Source organism: Bacillus cereus group sp. BfR-BA-01379, from assembly GCF_022663605.1.
In the GTDB taxonomy this organism is placed as follows: domain Bacteria; phylum Bacillota; class Bacilli; order Bacillales; family Bacillaceae_G; genus Bacillus_A; species Bacillus_A mobilis.
On sequence record NZ_JAKUFT010000033.1, the window covers coordinates 12,512 to 31,190 of the forward strand.

The following is an 18,679-nucleotide window of genomic DNA, read 5'->3' on the forward strand; positions in this document are numbered from 1 at the left end:
CACAACACCTCCTAGTGACAGTATTCCATGATAGTTAAGAATTTCCTGCAAATAAAAAAGCCCCGATTAAAAGGCGATGCAATCAACAGAGAAACATCTTGGTGAACGTTTAAAGAGCCATGACGAACTACTTATGAAGACGATTCGTGAACAACAAGAGACGAAAAGGATGTTAGTTGCAGCGCAGGAGAAGAAGAAATGGTGGCAATTCTGGATTAAATAGAAAAGAACCCACTTATGTAATATGGGTTCTTTTTGTTTGGAATTTTTTTGAATTCAGCAGAAATTGATAGCCTATTAAATTCATAGAATTACTAATTGACTACAAAAGGATGTCTATTATTTTATAAATCTAATTTTATTTAGTAATTAATTATATACATAGAAAGCTGCACCTGGGTAAGATAATCCACACAATTCTTCTGCGAATTGTTCCTCTATAATTTCGGTAATTTGGTCAATTATATTCTTTTCCAATCCAAATGAACTAGCAATAATTGAAAACGCCTTTTCATCTTCATATGTCAAAAATACTGAAGGATTTATAACGCCAGATAAACGCATTATCTTTTCAACAATTTTCACATCATCTATTGTAGGAATTCTGTTCAAGTGTATTTCCCAAAGACCTTTACTTTCAGGAATAGTATTTAAAACCGAAAAATCTAAATCTTCTTCTACGGCTTTTTCTAATGCTGGAACCAAGAATTTAATAAATTCTTTAGGAGTAACATGGACAAAATACTTCCCGCCTGTTACAGAAAAGAATTCAGATAATAACGTTTGGTCCACACCTAGTTGTAGATTTTTATTATTTTTATGTATCCAATCTTTCTTTTGGTCGTTACTAACAAAAATTACATTTTGTTTTAAAGTCATCATCTCAGACCAAATTATATAGTCTCCAGTTGGATCGCTTTTATTTTCATTTGTTCCTGGTTTTATACCAAGAGAAATTCTTCTTAATCCTTCTTCCCTCAAAACATCCTTACTTTTTGAGTACGGATAAAAAGACTTCTGACAAAGTTCTTTGATAAATTCGAAATACTCATCATGAGTTATTAATGCTAATATCTTTTCTCTTACCTTTTTCAAACTTTTTTTATATTCTTGCGATGCATTATATAAATCATCTCTTTTCTTTTGAGCATCCATTATTTCTGTCGAAGTTTCAGCAGCTGGCATAAATTTCTTCATTTCTTTTTGAGGATTGTAAACTTTATTCATTTCATCATCTATACTTGAGATTTGTTCCAAAATAATGCGTTGTCTATTTTCAGAAAACTCATATATAACTTGTTCGGGTATAATAAGTCTATTATTTTTATTTAGTCCTTCTAACACTTTTTTTACTTCATCAATAGTAACGTTACGTGATTGGTAAGCCGCCAATAAAAAGTTAGTATCCGGAACGATTATAGCGCCTTCTTCAAACATTTTTTTAAAATCAGGCTGGTAATTGAAATATTTTTCATACAATTCCATATTAAAACCCCTCTCTATTTATACCCATTATAAATAGATATGATAATATTTTCATTAATCAATGATTAGAATTCTATTATTATTAAAAAGCAACACTTATTTATTCAGTTTAAGAGAGGGAAATATTTATATTGCCTTAGCAATTTCAACAAGTAATCTCATAAACAATGGAATCATTTGGACTACAATATAGCCAATCCCTGCACGACTTATTAGCGAGAATCCCCGTTCCTGACTACCAACCATTATGAACAAACCACCGCATAACGCTACAACGGATGCTATTGGATAGGATACTGCTTTGATCAAGAAGATAACCGGCTCAAATGCATTTACAATACGATTGTATAACTGGCCATCTATATAATTTTTTATTGCCCCATCATTGGACTGCACATCTTTAAATACTTCATTCACATCTGGATTATTTCCGTCAGCAAATACATGCGGAATATCTATAATGTTGCTGAATATAATAGCACTACCGATTACTAATGAAATGCGCACTGCGACAGGTGCGTATTTTTTTGCTTTCTTTTTGAACAAGCTCCACTTTTTCTTCGCTCCATAGTTACCATCCATAAAATCTTTGATGCTCATCGTCTCTGCTGCCATATGGACCATCTCCCTGTTTTTAATGGAAATCAGTAACCGTAAATATGTTGCAATCCAATCCCTCGCAAAGCTTCTGGAGTTGTTTTCTGCGGTATTCCGTTGTGGTGTACCAAATAAATTTAGGTGGCTTCTCAAATACCTTGCATTCAATCAATTTGCGATACTTTTGCATCTTGATACGGTTCGCGCTCATCTTTTGCTCATGGTCCACTTCTACTATGTGATAACGGCTATTATCCGTGAATAGTGCATCTGCAATTATGGAAACGATACCTTTCACATTCATCTTCACTTCCTGCTTCCACGTTTTCGGGCATTCGTAAGCAATGTAGATGTCATTTCGCATGATGTAGTGGCGGAATTGATTCGAACGTTTGAGTATTTTCTTACTCCCGATACGTTCGCGTCCTTCTTTATTGAGATAGTACACCTTTTCTCCATCCCTAAAGCTAGAAACATATTCTTCTAGGGTTTTCATTACACGAGAAGCATTCCTGTCACCACCAAGATCATGAAGTACCTGGATTTGCTTTCTGCTAAGAAAGCCGAGTTTCTTCAAGCTCAAGAGTATACTTTCCGTTCTCGCTTCCTTCATGGCTAGTTTTTGCATCTTCATGCTCCTTCCTCGCTCTGATGTTGATGTGTGGCTTTATAATGTTATCGATTTGTTTATTATCAATATAAATCGTCTGCAGGACCTTCTTCTCGTTCGTTTGGTATATAGCCCTTCCCTTTATATTGGGAAGACTTTCTGCGCCGCCCTCATCTAAAACGGCACGGCTCCCTGCTTCTGTCTGTAATCTAAAGCAAATACGAGCACCTATGTTTTGGCGTAATTGCGATGGCAAAGCTTCATTAGTCGGATACTGCGTCGCATATACCAAGCGAAATCCCGCTGCTCTGCCACGACGACCTATATCAACGATGATCTCTCTGCAATCCTGATATGGCGTCATGTCGGCTGCTTCATCTACAATGACAAAGTACCTCGTTGGATCTCCAGCTTCTTTTATATCTTCGTATCCTTTTTCTAGTAAGTATTCGTTTCTAGCATTCAGTTTATCTTGCAATTCCTTTAGAGTCTCAAGGGCTTCCTCTGGATTCTTCGCAATTGATTCGACCTGGTTTAAGAATCTGTATCGGTTAAAAGAGAGACCACCCTTCAAATCTATAAGGAATAGCTTTGTATTTTCTGATTGGTTACGTACTAGTGATGTGATTATTAGTTTTAATACATTTGATTTACCCATGTCCGTCATGCCGGCTGATATCATGTGTGCTAATTGATCAAAGTCATGTTTTACTAATCCATCCCTCGTATAACCAATCGGTACCTCCCACCCCCTACATTGCTTCATCATATCCTCTTCAAATTTAACGAAATCAGGAATCCCTTTCTCATAAACTCGTATTTTTAGCAAACCATCGTAAGACAGCTCAATTTCCTTTCTAACGAGTTTTTTCTTGTTTATGATGTTTTGTATTTGTTTTAAAATATCTTTCCGCATTCGGAGAGATTTTAAGTCTTGTAATTTGAAATCATAAACTTTGCTCTTGTGATTTAATCCATCCTCTAAATGCTGCATCTTTTGTTCAAAATCGGAGAAGCTAAGACCAAGTGGAATCCTATACGCATATTCAACTCCCCAATCATTTCTCGTTTTGCGAAGGAGCTGTATAGTCCTGGTCTCTTTTCCTTCTTTTACTTTCAAACCGCAGTTTGCGCAAATCCTTTGAATCTTGGAAGCATCATTTGTCGCGCCTTTTTGATGCATTTTTGATAGAAAGACTACACCACCGACTGCAGCTGAACTTACTAACTCAAATATCACAAACTCACACCACCCTTCTTTGTGTATTCTGCAAGAATAGTCCCTGAAGATTAGAAGAGATAAAAACAGCTATGAAACATTGAAAATACTAATCTTGTAATGTCTGTAGCAGTATTCTGTGAACGAATTCTATTTGGAATAGGTGAAACGAAGTTTTAAAAGGATATTAATTTGGAACTGATAATCGTAATTTGTTTGGTATGGTAAAAGGTATTTCATACTGCTTGCTTAACATTCCTATTTTCTGGAGGTTTTAAAAATAAAACTTTTGGACATTCTTGTACTAACGAATTAAATACAGGAGTGATCAAAATGAATTGGCTTAACCTAGGGAAAGGAAGGCGTTCAAAAATAGCTCGTTTTTTGGATAAAAACGGGGTTACTCAGCAAGAATTAGCTGAAGAAAGTGGGGTAAGTAAATCTACCATAAGTCGAATATGTCAAGGAGATGCATTCGCACCAACAATGAAAAATGCACAAAAGATTGTTAGGGCTTTGAAAAAGATAACGCATAAGGATGTTGATTATGACGATTTTTGGATGTAGCTTCACTTAAACAAGTGAAGCTATTTTTATTTTTTTTGAAAAAACCTCTTCATAAAAGAACATACATTCGTATATAATAAGAACTAACGTTCTGTTATTTAGGGGGAATAACGGTGTATGACTATTCAATATTACCGAACCGAATTGTTTTATGTGTAGATCTTCGTAGCTTTTATGCTTCAGTCAGTTGTATCAAGATGGGATTAGACCCACTTCACACGAAGTTAGCTGTAGTTGGTGATGTAAATAGGAGTGGCTCTATTGTTTTGGCTGCAACTCCACCATTAAAAGCGTTAGGCGTAAAGAAAATGGCTAGATTGTATGAAATACCACGTCGTAACGATATCCTTGTGGTAAATCCAATTATGGAAACCTATATTAAATGTTCCAATTTCATCACGAAATTAGCCCTACAATACGTTACTGTAGAGGATTTTCACCAATATTCTATCGATGAGTTTTTTATGGATATTACGGATAGTATTCATTTATTTGCTAACGATCCGTATGAGTTTGCATTGAAATTCAAACGAGAGATATATGCGAAAACACGAATTGAATGCACGATAGGAATTGGTCCTAACCCTTTAATGAGCAAGGTAGCCTTAGATGTAGAAGCGAAGAAAACAAAAGATTGCATAGCATACTGGAAGTACGAAGATGTACCCATAAAATTATGGCCAATACGACCACTTACTAAGTTTTGGGGAATTTCGGGTAAGACAGAAGCGAAGTTAAACCGAAAAGGAATTCATTCAATCGGAGACTTGGCGCAATACCCACTCAAATACTTAAAGCAAAGCTTTGGTGTCATTGGCGAAGAACTACACTTACATAGCAACGGCATTGATTTTAGCCGAATATCAGAAAAATATGCTCCAGCAACAACTTCTATTGGCAAAAGCCAAATACTTATGCGTGATTACACCATAGAGGAATTCCCGATTATTCTGTTGGAACACATTGAGGAAGTTTGTTACCGCATGAGAAGACAAAACAAACTGGCTCAAACTATCCATTTTTCTATTGGTTACAGTAAGAATTACTCTGGTGGTTTCAGAAAAACTCACACTATGAACCGACCGACCAATTTAACAATGGATATATATAAGATTTGTACATATTATTTACATGAGTTTTATACTGGAGAACCCATTAGATCCATCAATGTTTCTTTAACTAACTTAATCAATGAAGGCGAAGAACAAATCTCACTATTCGATAATGTAATACAACGAGAAAAAGAAATGAAACTAACTAAGGTAATGGACGAAATACGCACTAAATTTGGAAAGAACAGCATATTAAGAGGGATTTCGTATACAAATAGTGCAACAGCAAGATACAGAAACACATTGTTAGGGGGACATAAAGCATGAACAACGCTAATATGCCAAAGGGAAGAGGAATGGTCAAATGGACTCCATTCGCAGCGATGCCTGAGCAATTCGCTGGTATCCGTGAAATTATTAAAGAAAAAACGAAGGTAGAACGCCCTACATTAACCCAGGATGAACAAGAATTGATTGAGAACATGTTGTTATGTTCATTGTTATCTGAAGAAGAAATATTGGTTACATATTACGAAGGTGGTTTTTTACTCACTAACTATATGACCGTTGTTGATATTGACCCGTTGAATAAATCTATACTTTGCACTGATGCATTTCACAATAATATGACCTTGAAATTTATTGATATTATTGATGCAAAATAAAAAGCCGTCCAACAGGACGGCTCTTGTTTTTATTTAACTTCATACCACCAATTTTTACGGTCAAGGTATTCTTTCATTGCTTTTAATTGCGCATCTGATGTCGGGTCGGAAATGAAATATGTTAATCCATCAGGTTGCAAAATGAATTTAGCAGTCATTTTTAAGGACGTTAACGCTCCTGTAACATCAGGAGTTTCATAAGGTGAAAAAGCACCTGATTGGATGATGTTTTGTGTAGGTTCCTCCGCTCGTACTTGCTCCTGTCTCTGTTCTGCTTCAGTAAACCAAGATAAAGACTTGCTTCCAATAAGTGAATTTAGGTCGCATTTGCCAATACCAGGTACATTTCCTGTCTCCGTGTACTGCCAAATATCACAAGGATATGATGGCTTATTACCTCCATAACGCGGAATCCATACAAAGTCACTTTTTACATTCGCCATACCAAATGGAGCATACATATGATGGCCAACATATAAACCAACTTTCTTAGCACCTAGTCGTCGTAATTCATCGATAAAAGCTTGTGTACCGGATTTCATGTCCTCCATTGTTTTCACTTCTACATCCGCCACCCAAACCGTAGCGCTTTTGTCACCTCGATTCCAAAAGTCCTGCGCTTCTTTCTTTGCATCATTAATCGATACAAACCTACAGAACGCATAATTACCAAAAGGAATGTTGCGAACCTTCATTGCAGCTACATAAGATTTGTATACGGGATCAACATAGTTAGAACCATCCTGCACACGAGAAATAACGAAATCTAAATGTTTTGCTGCTGTGTCCCAATCAGGACTTCCATTCCATTTAGACATATCAACAATATATCCCATTACTTATCCGCTCCTTCATTTCGTTTATCAGCAAACCACTTGCCAGCTGTAGGATTAGATACAACACCTGCAGCAATCAAAATGTATAGAATCATATCTACGTATTCTTGATATCTTCCTAAGTTAAAGTGAGGAACGGCATCCATTAATACCATCCCTACCAACGCAAATAATGCTACCCATAATCCATAATTCTTGAATTTCTCTTGCATCGTTATTTCCTCCGTTTCCTTGTATCAGAACGTTTTATTTTTGCTTCAATTTCACTCGCTACACTTTCCAATAACCACGTTGGAATCCATTTATCCCAACCAACACGAACGCAATTAGCTGTGAAACTGTTGAAAATGTGATATGTTAAACCGCCAGTTACCATAAAGAAAAAGAAATCAGGTAACTTAAACGCGATATCAAACATGTGAGCTAAACAGGGCAATAAAAAAAGCACCACGGTACGCGCGATGCCTTCTACTCCATATGCTGATGAATACGATCCATCTAATTTAGATGCCTTGCTTCCAGTAATCCAATCTAAAGTGACTACCATCATTAAAATGCAAATCCATATTAAGTTAGATTTTCCATATATGATACTTAAAAACGTACCTAAACCTCCACCAACTAATGAACCAAGTTTAAATGTTGTAGAGTTGAAAACATCAATTATGTTAAGACTTCTGAAAATATCATGAACTCTCTCCAATTGTTCACCTCCTTTTCTAAAAAATAAAAAAGACCAGTCAATTACACCTGCTCTTTGTTTTCTAAATCCGCTATTCTACTATTTAAATCAACAATTTGCTCTCCTAAATCCGGAATGACTTGTTTTATTTTATTAATTTCATGTTCATAATCTGGTGTATCTTGTATAGGTGCTGCAAACGCTATTGGTACTTCTGTTTCATCAAGAGTTGGTGGCTTCTGATTTTTGATGCCCTCTAGTTCTTTCTGAATATCAGCTAATTGTTGCTTAATTCTTTCTAACTCTGATGGTTCTTGTGGTTTAGGTTCTACAGGTTCTGGTTCTACCGTTTTAACCCACTCGCCATTCTTGAATACAGGCTCGTACACCTGGTCAGGCGGTGAAATATATGTGCAGTTAGAAGGGATTACAGTTTCTGTCCCTACGAATACATTTTCTGTATATGGAATCTGCACGATTTTAAACTCAGCATTATACATGACGCAGTCAGGGCACTTTTCTTTACCGATAACATTCACGGCATGTACCTTACAAAGCTTCTCTTCTGTAACGATCCTTTTTGTTTCTTCCCTGTACTTCGTGACTTCCTTATAGATAGCTTTCTTTTCTTCTTGCACCATTTCGGTGTACTTTCCTTCTTCGTTGTAGCAGTAACCAAAGTTTAACACGTCATCAACTCCTTATACCGTATATGTGAGTAACGCTCGCATGTCTTCATTTAATGTAGAGCAATAAACAGTGCCATCCACATCTACAATAATCCTAGCAGCCCTACCTGCACCATCAGGAACATGCGTGTCTACAGGTCTTCCAGGCTTGAATTGGTTAGGTAGTACGGCAATGGCATTGTTAGTCAATGATGTGGCTCTGTATGTTAGGGCTAATGATACTGTTCCACCTGTTCGTCGTGCTTGTGATACACGTCCATCAATATTAGTAACGTTCGGTTGGAATGTAATATCAGTCCAGTTTGTATCGTTAGACTGTCTAACTGTCCCATGTTCAGTAAGTTCAACTTGTTTAGCCCAGTCCCACGTACTTGTTCCCGCTACTAACTCAGGTACGAATATCAATGAATTGTTATCAGATCTGTGCACCGCCCACGATTTCCTACCCGCTTTCTTGAATACCTGCGGGAAGATGTCTGTATACGCTACAGTACCCGTTACTTCGCCGCCTGACTTTGGTAGTAGGTTATCAGCATTGACTTCAAACTTTCCTGTAGGATCAAGTTTCCATAAGTATCTACCACCAGGACTATTCCATGCGAAGTAGTTTCCGTTTCCGTCCACCGCCATCGTCGCCAGTTCCACACCAGCATCAGTTTTGAAAACTAGGTTCTTATTTGATGTAAAGTTTAGATGCCCTTCCATAGTGCCACCCGATCGCTTTAACAGGTTCGTCTCGGCTTGCATATAGAAGTAGTTCTCATTGGAATCGAAATAGAATATAGGGTGAGCATTTGCCCAGTCATACGCAATAAGCTGGTTTGTATTGAAAGAAAAACCTGCACGAGCTATACCATCACTTGATCCACGGATAGCTTTCTCACCTGTACTTACATCAAATTCTAAAAGCCCTGTCATTCTATCGCCTGTACGCTTGACTGCTCCATCAGCTTTTTCACCCGCAGCAATAATCCCGTCAATATCTACACCTTCAAGCTTCTTACCTGCTTCAATCGCTTTTTGGATTACTGGAAATTCATTTGTAGATTTCATCGCCTCATCAGACATTATTGATTCACTTACTGTGAATGCGAATTTGCAAGTTTCAATTACTTTGTTATTCGGGAAAGTGAACCTCAATTGTGCAATGACATTACCGTAGGCAATCAGGGTTTGTGCACTTAAAACAACATAGTACTTACCCTGCATTTGATTTACATTCTGTACATCTTGGAATACTCGTTTACAATCAGGCTTTAAAAATGCAATTTGTACACTAGTTGCTGACGAAAAATCTGTTACTACTTTGTCGTGAGTAACATTGATTAATAGTTTGGCAGAGTTTAAATCATTCTGGTAAAACCGGATGAGCTTTAGTTCCTCTTCTTTTACATTGAAATCCTTGTGCTGCATGGTATCAATTGTTATTTCTCTTATTTTAAGTATTTCTGCCAATTGGTCTCACCTCTTTTATTGTTGTGATACTTGTGCTGCTTGTTGCTGTAAGTTAGTTAAGCAATCAGAGCACACGTTTAACGTTCCTAACTTATGCAAATGAGCATTCTTTTTGCACATATCACAAAATGTATCTGTTTTACGCAAATAAACCTGGTCATGATCTGAGAAAATCTCAACTACATCACCAGGTTTTACGCCGATATCGGCTAATTTATCTAATGGAATTTTTACTGATCCGTCTTCATTAATTGTTACTACAATACCTAAATACTGATATTCCATAATTTCCTCCTAAGATATATTAATATAAGCCCACCCTTGTGCTCCAATATGACCATAAAACCCCCAACCTTTGAATCCGTTCATATATTTGATAGTTCCTGTGGAATCTGGTGCATTATCAAATACGTTAATACCTTTTGTTCGCACCTGACATTTGAAAGTAGCTTCTGGCGCCTCAACCCAAAAAGAAGAAGATGTCGTTGTAAAAGCGATTCCGTTTGTCGCTTCTACGGTATACACCCCGTTCTTTGCGTATTGACTGATATTTTTCGCATCAATTCTAGTACTTGCGTTATCAGAAATTAATTTAATACCTTGTTTACCTGTAATCGTTGTAATATTATCTCCAGTTAAGTAGATATTTCCATTATGGTATAACCTTAGTAATGACGGATAATAAGGGTTTCCTGAAAGATCATAACCTTTTGTAATACCCATATTTGCAATGTAGTCACCAACTAAGTTTTGTTGTGATATAACCATTGTTCCATCTTTAAATTTTGCGGGGTCTATATTTTCATGGAGTAAAATTGTAGGTTGGACCTTGCCGTCTACATAGTAGTAACCAAAGTACATTCTGTTTAAATTCGACTCCATCAAACGGATAAATTGTTTTTCTATGTGAACGTAGTTAGAGCCACTATCAGTACGTAATGTGGAACCTTTGATTTCCCCTGCTAATATTCGTTCAGCAACAATTCCTCTGCCTGTAATCGCATTTCTAAAGGTTGTTCCTCCGTCTGTACTTACGCCTAATCCTGCACTATTCAAAACCACAACATAATTTGGGTTTGTTTTATCTATTGCAATTAATCCTTGTGGTGTAATATCAATTTCACTAGTTACGCCTAGAATCATTTTCGTAACATTGGCTACTTCTGCTGCCATTGCATTGATTGGGAGTTTTTCTCGTCCTTCTATCAAATCATTAATTGTTTTAGCAGCATGATCCAAATTAGACTGATACCTTTTGGTAATGTCCTGACTTCCGAAAGTCAATTGAACATCAAGAATGTTGCCACGCCAATCTCGTAACACACTACGATTTACAACACGCACTTCTGTATCCAATCCAATTCTTTCATCAATAAGAAATACCCGATCACCAAGTCCACTCTGCGCAATCGGGTATTTCTGTTTCGTTAAATCGTGTATATCAGCAGTTACGCTAATTTTTAAACTTTCATTCACAATTGTTTTTAAACCGCTATCCATTGTAGCGGATAATTTTATGCGACCGTCTTTTAAAGGTGGAGCGTGACGCACTCCGATTCCAGGAATACTTGCAAGTGGTGATGTATACTCACGAATCAATTTAGCACCTTGCCATCCATCTTCTTCTGTAAAATCGCCATACCCTTTAGCGTATGTCCAAAAACCTGATGCATCAACTTCTTGAACTATATTTGAAGCATTCAATCTATGGCGGTACATGACGTTTAAGTCAACTCCGATTTGCGGTTCAATGGTTACAACCTTGCCGAGCACCTTAAATTCTGCTCCATAACGATTCAATGCATCTTTAAACATTTCAAGTCGGGTAGATCCACCACCAAATCCTTCCCATTGTAGCGAGTTGTAACTACCGTTTAATTGATAAATATAGCCACTTCCACTAAAAATAGTTGCAAAACAAGCATTCGCAGTAAAAGATTGATTATATTCTTCATACACACGGCCATTGTCGAAGTCATCATAAAATTTCGGTACCGCTTTAATCTCAGCAGTTAATGTTTGCCCTTCACCCTGCTTTTTCAGATAAACAACTTTGTATTCCGTTTCATTATCATCGACTAAAGTCCACATTTCTGAGAGTCTATTAAGAAATGTTAAATTCACTTTATTAGGAGGCATCTTTGCAGAAAACACACAATTCCCATTTAATTCTTCTTCAATTAAATAAGTTGTTTGTGTGATATACTCTATATTTTCTAAATCACGTACATACATATTAAATCACCTCACTTGTAGTAAAATCTAAAATCGAATTCTATTGTTGCTGAGGTGCAATTAAACACTTCTAGGGTATTCCACCCTGGTACAAGCTCAATGAAATCCTTCTTTGTATTCCTTAAAAAGGATAAGCCGTTCCTACCTATATTCGGACCCGAGTAAATAATGGTGTCTGTAATATATAAAGATGATGTTATTGTTGCAGTACTAAGATTTGTATGATTCTTAAGCATAAATCCTGCTGTACTACCAGCTACGTCACTAATCGTTATTTTTAATTCTTGTTCAAAAGGATGAACTGGAATGTTACCAGGATTGAAAATTTGAAATCTCTGCCCTGATACGGCTTTATGTTTATATATCCTTGACGCAGGATCACTAATAATGCCCATCCCTGCTCCCCATAATCCACTCCCTGGGCTAATCCCATCACGTTGAATATCTGATGATTTTCCAATCGATTCAGCGAATGGCAAGTCTGCTGTTTCAAATTCTAATTCACCAAACCCATATTTAAGTTGCTGATCTATATCAAATGTAGAAGAAATATTTACTTTGTATCGTTTTCCACTAACGAATTGATTATCTCCATTTTGATACTCTAGTCGTCTTAGTTCCCGAATGTAAAAAGATTCTGTACTTAGTATCATTTCAAATAGTTTGTCTCTCGTTATCGCTACATCTAATAAATCCTGCGCTTTAAAATAAAAAGGTACGGTAATAGTCCGTACCCCATAAGTAGATCCTGTGCTAATTCTTCCATTCGCTCCCTCTACATCTATATAGGTAGGACGCATTTCAATCGATCCCACACGGAAGTCCTGCACCTGGACGCTTATGTCAGATAGTTTAATAGTTTGTCCATTTAATCGTGTGATTTGTACGTCCATTAGAAGTACCTCCTTACTGTGTTTTCGACTGCATTCCCTTCATTTACATGAGGTCTTACAATACGTCCTACTGTTTCACCTTCCATTACAACTTGTAAGTTATCTAATTTGTCACCTAGATTTTTAACTGCAGCTGCTACTAACCTATTATCATTTTGACTTGCAACATTAGCTGATTGAGAGTTAATCATTGCTTGTTGCCCGAAATCTGATGATGAATTAACACCAGATACATATGATGGGGCATTGTAACTTCCTGAAATTGAAGGAATCACAGGAGCTACTACATTACCAGGAAGAATGTCACCCATCTGAATTGAATCTGTCAAACTGGAAAATCCATCTTTAACAGCAGATGCCATATCTAATGCAGTACGCACTAGTGGATTGATCATGCTATCCATTCCTTGATCCAAACCTTGACCTACGTATACCCCTATATCTCTCATCACACGTGAAGGAGAGTGGATACGGAAAAATCCAGTAATTGTATCTTTTATGGAACGACCAATATTAAACACCTGGTCTATAAGTTTATTAGCATAACTGTAAATACCATTCATCAGACCAGAAATCATTTGTTGACCAATCGTGAAAAAGTAACTTACAAAACGCTGGACTGTATTCACCGCTTGACCTAGTACCCACCCAATAGCTGAAACTACACTGTTCATTTTGCTTTGTATTCCGCCTATAATAGCGTCCCAAATTCCAACAAAGAAATTTTTGAACATGCCACCCCAACTTTGTGCAAGACGGGTTATAGTTTCTAATTTTGATCCGAAGAATACATATAAATCTGCAAGGGCATCATTCCAAATCTTCTTTATATCTCCCCAAAACTTACCGAACAACCTTCCTATGTCGTCTCCGAATTTACCAAGCCATTTCAAGACTCTACCAGCACCCCATAATTGTAGGTAACCCCAAATCGCTTCTAGTGCTCCGAACCAAATTTCCTTAACCCCTTCCCACACTCCAGCCCAATCGCCAGTAAAAAGGGATGAAAAAACTTTCACGATTCCGAGTATAACTTTTAGAATTCCTTGTATAAAATCACGTATCGCTTCTAGCGTTCCAATCACAATCTCTTTAATAATCGGCCACGCAAATTGGAAAACTGTGACTATAATCGGCATTACCGATTTTATTATTTCACTCGCTACGGACCAACAATCGGAAAAGGCTTGTTTTATCTGACTGCCGTTTTCTAGCCAAAACTGGGCTATTTGGTTTCCTATCTCATTCATGAAGGACCAGATTCCGCTTAAAAATTCGCTTATTGCTTGCTTGATAGACGATACAGTATTAACAACCGTTGTAATTGTTGCCTGATTCATCCCTAACGATTTTAATAATGCTGTTCCGTTTTCTTCATCACCTGCGAACAACGCAAAAATGCCTTGCATGAATACTGCAAAGCCTGAAAAAACCTGCTTAATTGTTTCAATTACCCCTCGAACTGTTTCACCAAATGATATGATCGCTCTAGTATTCTCTGGTGACATTCCTAGTGTAGTGAGCATACTAGCTGCACCATCACTATTTCCTTGTAAAACTTGCCAAAACGCTTTAAAAATGGTTATCACGTTATTTACTGCGTTCCTAAATGGTTCTATATTTTTATAAGCATAAGTAAACCCTAAAGCTAAACCTGTTATTGCAGCTGCTAGCGCCCAAGCTACGGGACTTGCCATAGCTAACACCATTACCGCCGGTTTAATAATCATCCATAAAGCAGCAAACGCTGCTCTATACCCTTTTAATAATCCCATTCCTGCACCTAATGGCAGCAATAGGAGTGTTAAGGCTGGAACTAACATCATTGTCCCTTGGATGAATTTTGCTAAAGTAGGATGCGCTTCATTAAATGCGATGACCATTTTTGCCATTGTGTTAACAAAATTATAAATAGGAATCATTAAAGCGGCAAATGCATCCCTCATTGGCTGTAAAGCTTCAGTAAGTGACTCCATCATGTCTTTATATGCTTTTGCGTATTTAGGGTTCATCTCCATATTGGCTTTATGCAATTTACCATAAAACATAACTGCTCCAGCACCAACGACTAAAAACGCTTGTCCCATTCCCATAACAGATTGGTTAATAATACGAATTTGATCATTTAACTGCTTCATATTCGCAGTAGGTCCAAGAAATTCTAAAGCTAACTGAGCGGAACTACTTCTATTAGCCAATCGTTCCATTGCATTTGTTGCCGCTAAAGCACCTCTAGAAACGTTGTATAATGGATTACCCATACGTTGTAAGTTGCCTTGTAGTTTACTGGATGTTGTAGACATATTGTTCAACATGCCGATGGTTTGCAAAATACTAGCTTGTTTCATTCTGTCTAGTTTCATAATTTCATCATTCGCGGCTTTTTCTGCCTTACCAATTCTGTTAACCTGAGCAATTAAATCCTGAGCGCTACCAGAGTATGTTTTCATACTCATAGCAGCATCTAAATAAGCGAGTTTAGTTCGTTTTAATTCTTCAATATGAGGCTTCATAGCTTCTCGTTGTTCGTATTTCATTTGCCGTAATCTACGACTATACTCACTATTGGAATCTCCCATACTTTCAATACTGCGTCGATATTCTCTGGAGCTTCGACTGGTTGATGTGACAAAATCGTTCATTTCACGACGCATCTGTTGAATTTCACGACGCATTTGATCGGTTTCAGCCCTAAATTGAACAACTAATTCTTCTTGTGTGGCCAAATCTCTCCCTCCTTTCTAATCGAAGTTGAGATTTTGTAAGAACTGCATATGTTCTTGCGCTTTTTTCATTTTTTCTTCTATAGTTAACTCTTGATTATTTTCTCCATTCAACTTATTACGGTCGAATAAATCAGTTGGTTTCAATTGCTTTTTAGGATCGTGATGATAGGCTACGCGCATCATAAGCGCAAACATACTATTTGTTTGCAACTCATCAAGGTGCTGCTCATTCCGACCTATCATCATATTTTCGAATTCACGAGGGGTAAGTTCCATAACCTCGCTAGGCAATAATTTTAAATATCTAAAACCATCTTGCTGAATTTTATCTAGGTCCTCGCGGGTAAATTCTCTTACTCTTCGATTTTCCCGAACATTTCCTCTACCATTTCCATCATCTCTGGGTTCTCCACTGCTTCTGGATTCTTGGCTAGATACTGCTTCTTCATTTGTTTTCTCAACTTTTTTGTTGTCTTTTGGTAAAAAGTACTTTCTGCTACCACCTCATTTAAAAGTTCTTCAATAAACTCTTGAGAGATTTTACCCTCTTCAAATTGTTTTTCAATGTTCTCCATAACTTTATCTCGTGTAAATCCTTCTTTTGTATGCATTAATCCAAAGTAGATAGCATCAACAAACAACTCTAAATCTCCTTGCATACAAGCCATTACAACTTCGTTTGAACCACCTTCATATTTTTTATTTAATTCATAGATGTTTCCAAAAGTAAGTTTTAATTCGTATTCTTTTTTATCGATTTCAAAACGCATATATATCAATCTCCTCTTAATCGGATATTATTTTCAAATTTAAAAAGGACGGTTTTTACCGTCCTTTACTGACCTGCACCCTTAGGGATTTCTGTGAGTGTTTCTGTTCTTACAGATCCGGATAATTTCACTTCAACTGAATAAGAAACAAATTCACCATTAGATGAAGAACGTTCAAAAGAAGTAATCATATAGTTACCAGCTTCTGCTTCTTTCGTTCTCATATTAATTTCATAAATCTCCATATATTCACCATTTCTAATAGCAGCCTTAACAGCAGGATAATATGGGTCTCCTTCAGCTAACGTACAAGAGAACGAACGAGTTTCTTTTCTTTTTCCGTAATCGGAATATGATCTATCTTTGGATTCTGCTTCAATTTCATCAGCCTCAATATTATGAGAGTCTTCAGTTTGATCAAATGGTCTAACTAATATGGATTGATTGGTCTGATCCTTTATTTTTGCAGCGATAATAAATTCATCACCACGATACATTTTGTTCTTAACTGTTCCAGCTGTTTCAGCCATATATTTCACGCTCCTTAATTTACATAAGCTTGTTGGTATTCAAAAATCATTGTTAGTTGTGCAGAACCAACTCCACTTGGAGCAGTTGTTACTCTCCGAAAATAAATCGTATCAATCGATTCACTACCATCTTCATTACGAAGGTGTACTGTGTAACCGTTGCTTCTGATTTTATTAGCAACATTTTCTGCTGCTTGCATTGCCTTATCTGTTGTTGTATTAAAAAACCTTACTATCATCGTGTATAGTAAGGTGTAATGATCTTTTGAAGTTTTATCATCATTTATAGATAAAATCGGATAATATACCGATGGAATGACTAATTCTTCTGGAACTTGATTATGATAAGCGAATGTATTAACAGGTAAACTGTCGTATACAAAAGCTTTCATAGAGCCATGTATTTGCTCATACATAATTATCTCGCTCCATTCTGTACCCATTGCTTAAATTGGCGGTCAAATGAACGTTGGAACATGCGCTCATATATTGCTACTGCATTATCCCAATACGGACGACCTTCTATGAATTTTGCAGTTAGCATCATTCCAGTAGGTGCATGTGGATCATATTCAAAATTATGACCTTCCCATCTACCTGGAACGAATCTTCTTACCTGCTGCCACCCATCATTTTGAAGCTTAGCGTAATCGACATTCGTCCCTATTTCTAAAACTAAACCGCCATCAGAGGAGCGCCATACATTTCCGTCTCCGCCTTTATCAAACGAATTTAGCAGTCGTCTTGTATCAACAACTGCTAATGAAATAATTTGATTTTGAACCTCTTCTAGAAATTGAAATCCGCTAGCTTCAAGCCATAAAGCAACGTTCTGATCCAATCCATTTGCCATACGATTCAACTTGGCGCTGAACTCACGGAACCCTCTAGTCGTTATTTGGCTAGCCATGGCTCACTCTTCCTCTCTGCAATGGCTTTTATATGTGAAACCTCACCAGTGTGTGGATTTTTTACTGGAAAGGGATTGCGTACATAATAAGTGACATTCGTATCTTTTTTGATTACTTTGTCATTATGCTTAACATCAGCATCCGGCATAAACAATACTCGGATTTCTTGACTGTTTAATTGGTTTGGTACTGATTGTATAGAGGCAGTTGTACCTTCTATAAAGTAGCAGCTTTGTTCTGCTATATCAGGAGTATCCTTGTATAAATACACTTCTTCTCCTGGCTGTCCGAACTTACCAGGCTTTGTTTCCTTCTGTAAATGGTAAATATCACATTCATGGACCATCATCCCTTGAAGAGACATTATATAGCCCTCATTTTGAATGTGACTTTATTCTTACCTTTATGATCCATAAACTTTTGTAAAAGGTATAATACAGAAGGCTTCGCAATACTGGAACTATCCTTTGTATAAGAATAATCACCGCTACCGATACTTTCAGACTTAATACCCTTCATCGCAGTTGTATCAGCATTTTTATAAGCGTAATACTGTGCTAACTTCTTACACGCTAATTTTACCTCTGCTGGCACTTCAGGATACTTCGTCTTATCAGTGAAATCTATTTTAGAGAGATTATAAATCTCTGTATCTGCTTCAAGTATGTCCTGCTCCAATAAAGGAACAGGACGTTTTTTAACTTCAAGTAATACTGTGTAATCAATTAATTCTTGAGCAGTAATAAGTGCCATACTT

24 protein-coding genes are annotated in these 18,679 nt (G+C 36.9%); 4 read left to right on the forward strand and 20 right to left on the reverse strand.

What is annotated here, in order from left to right:
- The first annotated feature begins 76 nt into the window (after nucleotides 1-76).
- The gene (locus MR113_RS14285) at nucleotides 77-223 is read left to right on the forward strand and encodes a DUF3967 domain-containing protein (RefSeq protein ID WP_396022462.1); all 147 of its coding nucleotides are present in this window, start codon (nucleotides 77-79) and stop codon (nucleotides 221-223) included.
- A gap of 146 nt (nucleotides 224-369) precedes the next feature.
- Here the strand turns inward: MR113_RS14285 and MR113_RS14290 are convergent, their stop codons facing one another.
- The 4 genes from MR113_RS14290 to MR113_RS14305 all read right to left on the reverse strand — a co-directional run bounded on the left by MR113_RS14290 (nucleotide 370) and on the right by MR113_RS14305 (nucleotide 3,932).
- Nucleotides 370-1,485, reverse strand: coding sequence for a PIN-like domain-containing protein (locus MR113_RS14290; protein ID WP_242255004.1), 1,116 nt, complete (start codon nucleotides 1,483-1,485; stop codon nucleotides 370-372).
- A gap of 126 nt (nucleotides 1,486-1,611) precedes the next feature.
- Nucleotides 1,612-2,100 carry a hypothetical protein gene (locus tag MR113_RS14295; protein WP_106383555.1) on the reverse strand — a complete coding sequence of 163 codons (489 nt, stop codon included), beginning with the start codon at nucleotides 2,098-2,100 and terminating at the stop codon, nucleotides 1,612-1,614.
- A 19-nt stretch (nucleotides 2,101-2,119) separates the two neighbouring features.
- Nucleotides 2,120-2,665, reverse strand: a complete 546-nt coding sequence (locus tag MR113_RS14300; RefSeq protein WP_313895080.1) for a replication-relaxation family protein — start codon at nucleotides 2,663-2,665, stop codon at nucleotides 2,120-2,122.
- A complete protein-coding gene (locus tag MR113_RS14305; RefSeq protein ID WP_242255007.1) occupies nucleotides 2,637-3,932 on the reverse strand; it encodes an FtsK/SpoIIIE domain-containing protein in 1,296 nt (431 codons plus the stop codon). Before MR113_RS14305 ends, MR113_RS14300 begins: the two co-directional genes overlap by 29 nt.
- A gap of 312 nt (nucleotides 3,933-4,244) precedes the next feature.
- Here MR113_RS14305 and MR113_RS14310 point away from each other — a divergent pair, with 312 nt between their 5' ends.
- From MR113_RS14310 to MR113_RS14320, 3 genes are all read left to right on the forward strand, one after another.
- Complete coding sequence (locus tag MR113_RS14310; RefSeq protein ID WP_098355248.1) at nucleotides 4,245-4,478, forward strand: helix-turn-helix domain-containing protein; 234 nt, start codon at nucleotides 4,245-4,247, stop codon at nucleotides 4,476-4,478.
- A gap of 113 nt (nucleotides 4,479-4,591) precedes the next feature.
- Nucleotides 4,592-5,857 carry a Y-family DNA polymerase gene (locus MR113_RS14315; protein ID WP_242255008.1) on the forward strand — a complete coding sequence of 422 codons (1,266 nt, stop codon included), beginning with the start codon at nucleotides 4,592-4,594 and terminating at the stop codon, nucleotides 5,855-5,857.
- On the forward strand, nucleotides 5,854-6,195 hold the full coding sequence (locus MR113_RS14320; protein WP_242255009.1) for a YolD-like family protein: 342 nt from the start codon (nucleotides 5,854-5,856) through the stop codon (nucleotides 6,193-6,195). Before MR113_RS14315 ends, MR113_RS14320 begins: the two co-directional genes overlap by 4 nt.
- A gap of 29 nt (nucleotides 6,196-6,224) precedes the next feature.
- Here MR113_RS14320 and MR113_RS14325 read toward each other — a convergent pair whose 3' ends face one another.
- The 16 genes from MR113_RS14325 to yqbG all read right to left on the reverse strand — a co-directional run bounded on the left by MR113_RS14325 (nucleotide 6,225) and on the right by yqbG (nucleotide 18,675).
- Nucleotides 6,225-7,031: an N-acetylmuramoyl-L-alanine amidase C-terminal domain-containing protein gene (locus tag MR113_RS14325; protein WP_242255011.1), complete on the reverse strand. Its 807-nt coding sequence runs from the start codon at nucleotides 7,029-7,031 to the stop codon at nucleotides 6,225-6,227.
- Complete coding sequence (locus MR113_RS14330) at nucleotides 7,031-7,243, reverse strand: hypothetical protein (RefSeq protein WP_222660196.1); 213 nt, start codon at nucleotides 7,241-7,243, stop codon at nucleotides 7,031-7,033. Before MR113_RS14330 ends, MR113_RS14325 begins: the two co-directional genes overlap by 1 nt.
- Before the next feature lie 2 nt (nucleotides 7,244-7,245).
- A complete protein-coding gene (locus MR113_RS14335; RefSeq protein WP_098582243.1) occupies nucleotides 7,246-7,734 on the reverse strand; it encodes a phage holin family protein in 489 nt (162 codons plus the stop codon).
- A 41-nt stretch (nucleotides 7,735-7,775) separates the two neighbouring features.
- A complete protein-coding gene (locus tag MR113_RS14340) occupies nucleotides 7,776-8,354 on the reverse strand; it encodes a hypothetical protein (protein ID WP_242255095.1) in 579 nt (192 codons plus the stop codon).
- Between the two features lie 60 nt (nucleotides 8,355-8,414).
- The gene (locus MR113_RS14345; protein ID WP_277929700.1) at nucleotides 8,415-9,815 is read right to left on the reverse strand and encodes a BppU family phage baseplate upper protein; all 1,401 of its coding nucleotides are present in this window, start codon (nucleotides 9,813-9,815) and stop codon (nucleotides 8,415-8,417) included.
- A 57-nt stretch (nucleotides 9,816-9,872) separates the two neighbouring features.
- Nucleotides 9,873-10,142, reverse strand: a complete 270-nt coding sequence (locus tag MR113_RS14355; protein ID WP_242255014.1) for an AbrB/MazE/SpoVT family DNA-binding domain-containing protein — start codon at nucleotides 10,140-10,142, stop codon at nucleotides 9,873-9,875.
- 9 nt (nucleotides 10,143-10,151) lie between these two features.
- Nucleotides 10,152-12,092 carry a phage tail protein gene (locus tag MR113_RS14360; protein WP_242255016.1) on the reverse strand — a complete coding sequence of 647 codons (1,941 nt, stop codon included), beginning with the start codon at nucleotides 12,090-12,092 and terminating at the stop codon, nucleotides 10,152-10,154.
- Nucleotides 12,093-12,103: 11 nt separating this feature from the next.
- Entirely contained in the window at nucleotides 12,104-12,985 is an 882-nt protein-coding gene (locus tag MR113_RS14365; RefSeq protein WP_242255019.1) for a phage tail domain-containing protein, read from the reverse strand.
- On the reverse strand, nucleotides 12,985-15,711 hold the full coding sequence (locus tag MR113_RS14370; protein WP_242255021.1) for a phage tail protein: 2,727 nt from the start codon (nucleotides 15,709-15,711) through the stop codon (nucleotides 12,985-12,987). Before MR113_RS14370 ends, MR113_RS14365 begins: the two co-directional genes overlap by 1 nt.
- 15 nt (nucleotides 15,712-15,726) lie before the next feature.
- Nucleotides 15,727-15,987 carry a hypothetical protein gene (locus MR113_RS14375; protein WP_242255022.1) on the reverse strand — a complete coding sequence of 87 codons (261 nt, stop codon included), beginning with the start codon at nucleotides 15,985-15,987 and terminating at the stop codon, nucleotides 15,727-15,729.
- 77 nt (nucleotides 15,988-16,064) lie between these two features.
- The gene (locus MR113_RS14380; RefSeq protein ID WP_242255025.1) at nucleotides 16,065-16,481 is read right to left on the reverse strand and encodes a tail assembly chaperone; all 417 of its coding nucleotides are present in this window, start codon (nucleotides 16,479-16,481) and stop codon (nucleotides 16,065-16,067) included.
- 65 nt (nucleotides 16,482-16,546) lie between these two features.
- Nucleotides 16,547-17,011 carry a phage major tail protein, TP901-1 family gene (locus MR113_RS14385; protein ID WP_071726339.1) on the reverse strand — a complete coding sequence of 155 codons (465 nt, stop codon included), beginning with the start codon at nucleotides 17,009-17,011 and terminating at the stop codon, nucleotides 16,547-16,549.
- Nucleotides 17,012-17,025: 14 nt separating this feature from the next.
- Nucleotides 17,026-17,427, reverse strand: coding sequence for a hypothetical protein (locus MR113_RS14390; protein WP_242255028.1), 402 nt, complete (start codon nucleotides 17,425-17,427; stop codon nucleotides 17,026-17,028).
- Between the two features lie 2 nt (nucleotides 17,428-17,429).
- On the reverse strand, nucleotides 17,430-17,921 hold the full coding sequence (locus MR113_RS14395; RefSeq protein WP_242255030.1) for an HK97 gp10 family phage protein: 492 nt from the start codon (nucleotides 17,919-17,921) through the stop codon (nucleotides 17,430-17,432).
- The gene (locus tag MR113_RS14400; protein ID WP_242255032.1) at nucleotides 17,906-18,286 is read right to left on the reverse strand and encodes a DUF3599 family protein; all 381 of its coding nucleotides are present in this window, start codon (nucleotides 18,284-18,286) and stop codon (nucleotides 17,906-17,908) included. Before MR113_RS14400 ends, MR113_RS14395 begins: the two co-directional genes overlap by 16 nt.
- Nucleotides 18,286-18,675 carry a protein YqbG gene (gene yqbG / locus MR113_RS14405; RefSeq protein ID WP_242255033.1) on the reverse strand — a complete coding sequence of 130 codons (390 nt, stop codon included), beginning with the start codon at nucleotides 18,673-18,675 and terminating at the stop codon, nucleotides 18,286-18,288. Before yqbG ends, MR113_RS14400 begins: the two co-directional genes overlap by 1 nt.
- Nucleotides 18,676-18,679 lie beyond the last annotated feature (4 nt).

What these genes read in the sequence shown, in the direction of transcription:
- MR113_RS14285 (WP_396022462.1), top strand. Translation starts at nt 77, where the DNA reads ATGCAATCAACAGAGAAACATCTTGGTGAACGTTTAAAGAGCCATGAC.
- MR113_RS14290 (WP_242255004.1), bottom strand. Translation starts at nt 1,485, where the DNA reads ATGGAATTGTATGAAAAATATTTCAATTACCAGCCTGATTTTAAAAAA.
- MR113_RS14295 (WP_106383555.1), bottom strand. Translation starts at nt 2,100, where the DNA reads ATGGCAGCAGAGACGATGAGCATCAAAGATTTTATGGATGGTAACTAT.
- MR113_RS14310 (WP_098355248.1), top strand. Translation starts at nt 4,245, where the DNA reads ATGAATTGGCTTAACCTAGGGAAAGGAAGGCGTTCAAAAATAGCTCGT.
- MR113_RS14320 (WP_242255009.1), top strand. Translation starts at nt 5,854, where the DNA reads ATGAACAACGCTAATATGCCAAAGGGAAGAGGAATGGTCAAATGGACT.
- MR113_RS14325 (WP_242255011.1), bottom strand. Translation starts at nt 7,031, where the DNA reads ATGGGATATATTGTTGATATGTCTAAATGGAATGGAAGTCCTGATTGG.
- MR113_RS14330 (WP_222660196.1), bottom strand. Translation starts at nt 7,243, where the DNA reads ATGCAAGAGAAATTCAAGAATTATGGATTATGGGTAGCATTATTTGCG.
- MR113_RS14340 (WP_242255095.1), bottom strand. Translation starts at nt 8,354, where the DNA reads ATGGTGCAAGAAGAAAAGAAAGCTATCTATAAGGAAGTCACGAAGTAC.
- MR113_RS14345 (WP_277929700.1), bottom strand. Translation starts at nt 9,815, where the DNA reads ATGCAGCACAAGGATTTCAATGTAAAAGAAGAGGAACTAAAGCTCATC.
- MR113_RS14355 (WP_242255014.1), bottom strand. Translation starts at nt 10,142, where the DNA reads ATGGAATATCAGTATTTAGGTATTGTAGTAACAATTAATGAAGACGGA.
- MR113_RS14360 (WP_242255016.1), bottom strand. Translation starts at nt 12,092, where the DNA reads ATGTATGTACGTGATTTAGAAAATATAGAGTATATCACACAAACAACT.
- MR113_RS14365 (WP_242255019.1), bottom strand. Translation starts at nt 12,985, where the DNA reads ATGGACGTACAAATCACACGATTAAATGGACAAACTATTAAACTATCT.
- MR113_RS14375 (WP_242255022.1), bottom strand. Translation starts at nt 15,987, where the DNA reads ATGGAACTTACCCCTCGTGAATTCGAAAATATGATGATAGGTCGGAAT.
- MR113_RS14380 (WP_242255025.1), bottom strand. Translation starts at nt 16,481, where the DNA reads ATGCGTTTTGAAATCGATAAAAAAGAATACGAATTAAAACTTACTTTT.
- MR113_RS14385 (WP_071726339.1), bottom strand. Translation starts at nt 17,011, where the DNA reads ATGGCTGAAACAGCTGGAACAGTTAAGAACAAAATGTATCGTGGTGAT.
- MR113_RS14390 (WP_242255028.1), bottom strand. Translation starts at nt 17,427, where the DNA reads ATGTATGAGCAAATACATGGCTCTATGAAAGCTTTTGTATACGACAGT.
- MR113_RS14395 (WP_242255030.1), bottom strand. Translation starts at nt 17,921, where the DNA reads ATGGCTAGCCAAATAACGACTAGAGGGTTCCGTGAGTTCAGCGCCAAG.
- MR113_RS14400 (WP_242255032.1), bottom strand. Translation starts at nt 18,286, where the DNA reads ATGTCTCTTCAAGGGATGATGGTCCATGAATGTGATATTTACCATTTA.
- yqbG (WP_242255033.1), bottom strand. Translation starts at nt 18,675, where the DNA reads ATGGCACTTATTACTGCTCAAGAATTAATTGATTACACAGTATTACTT.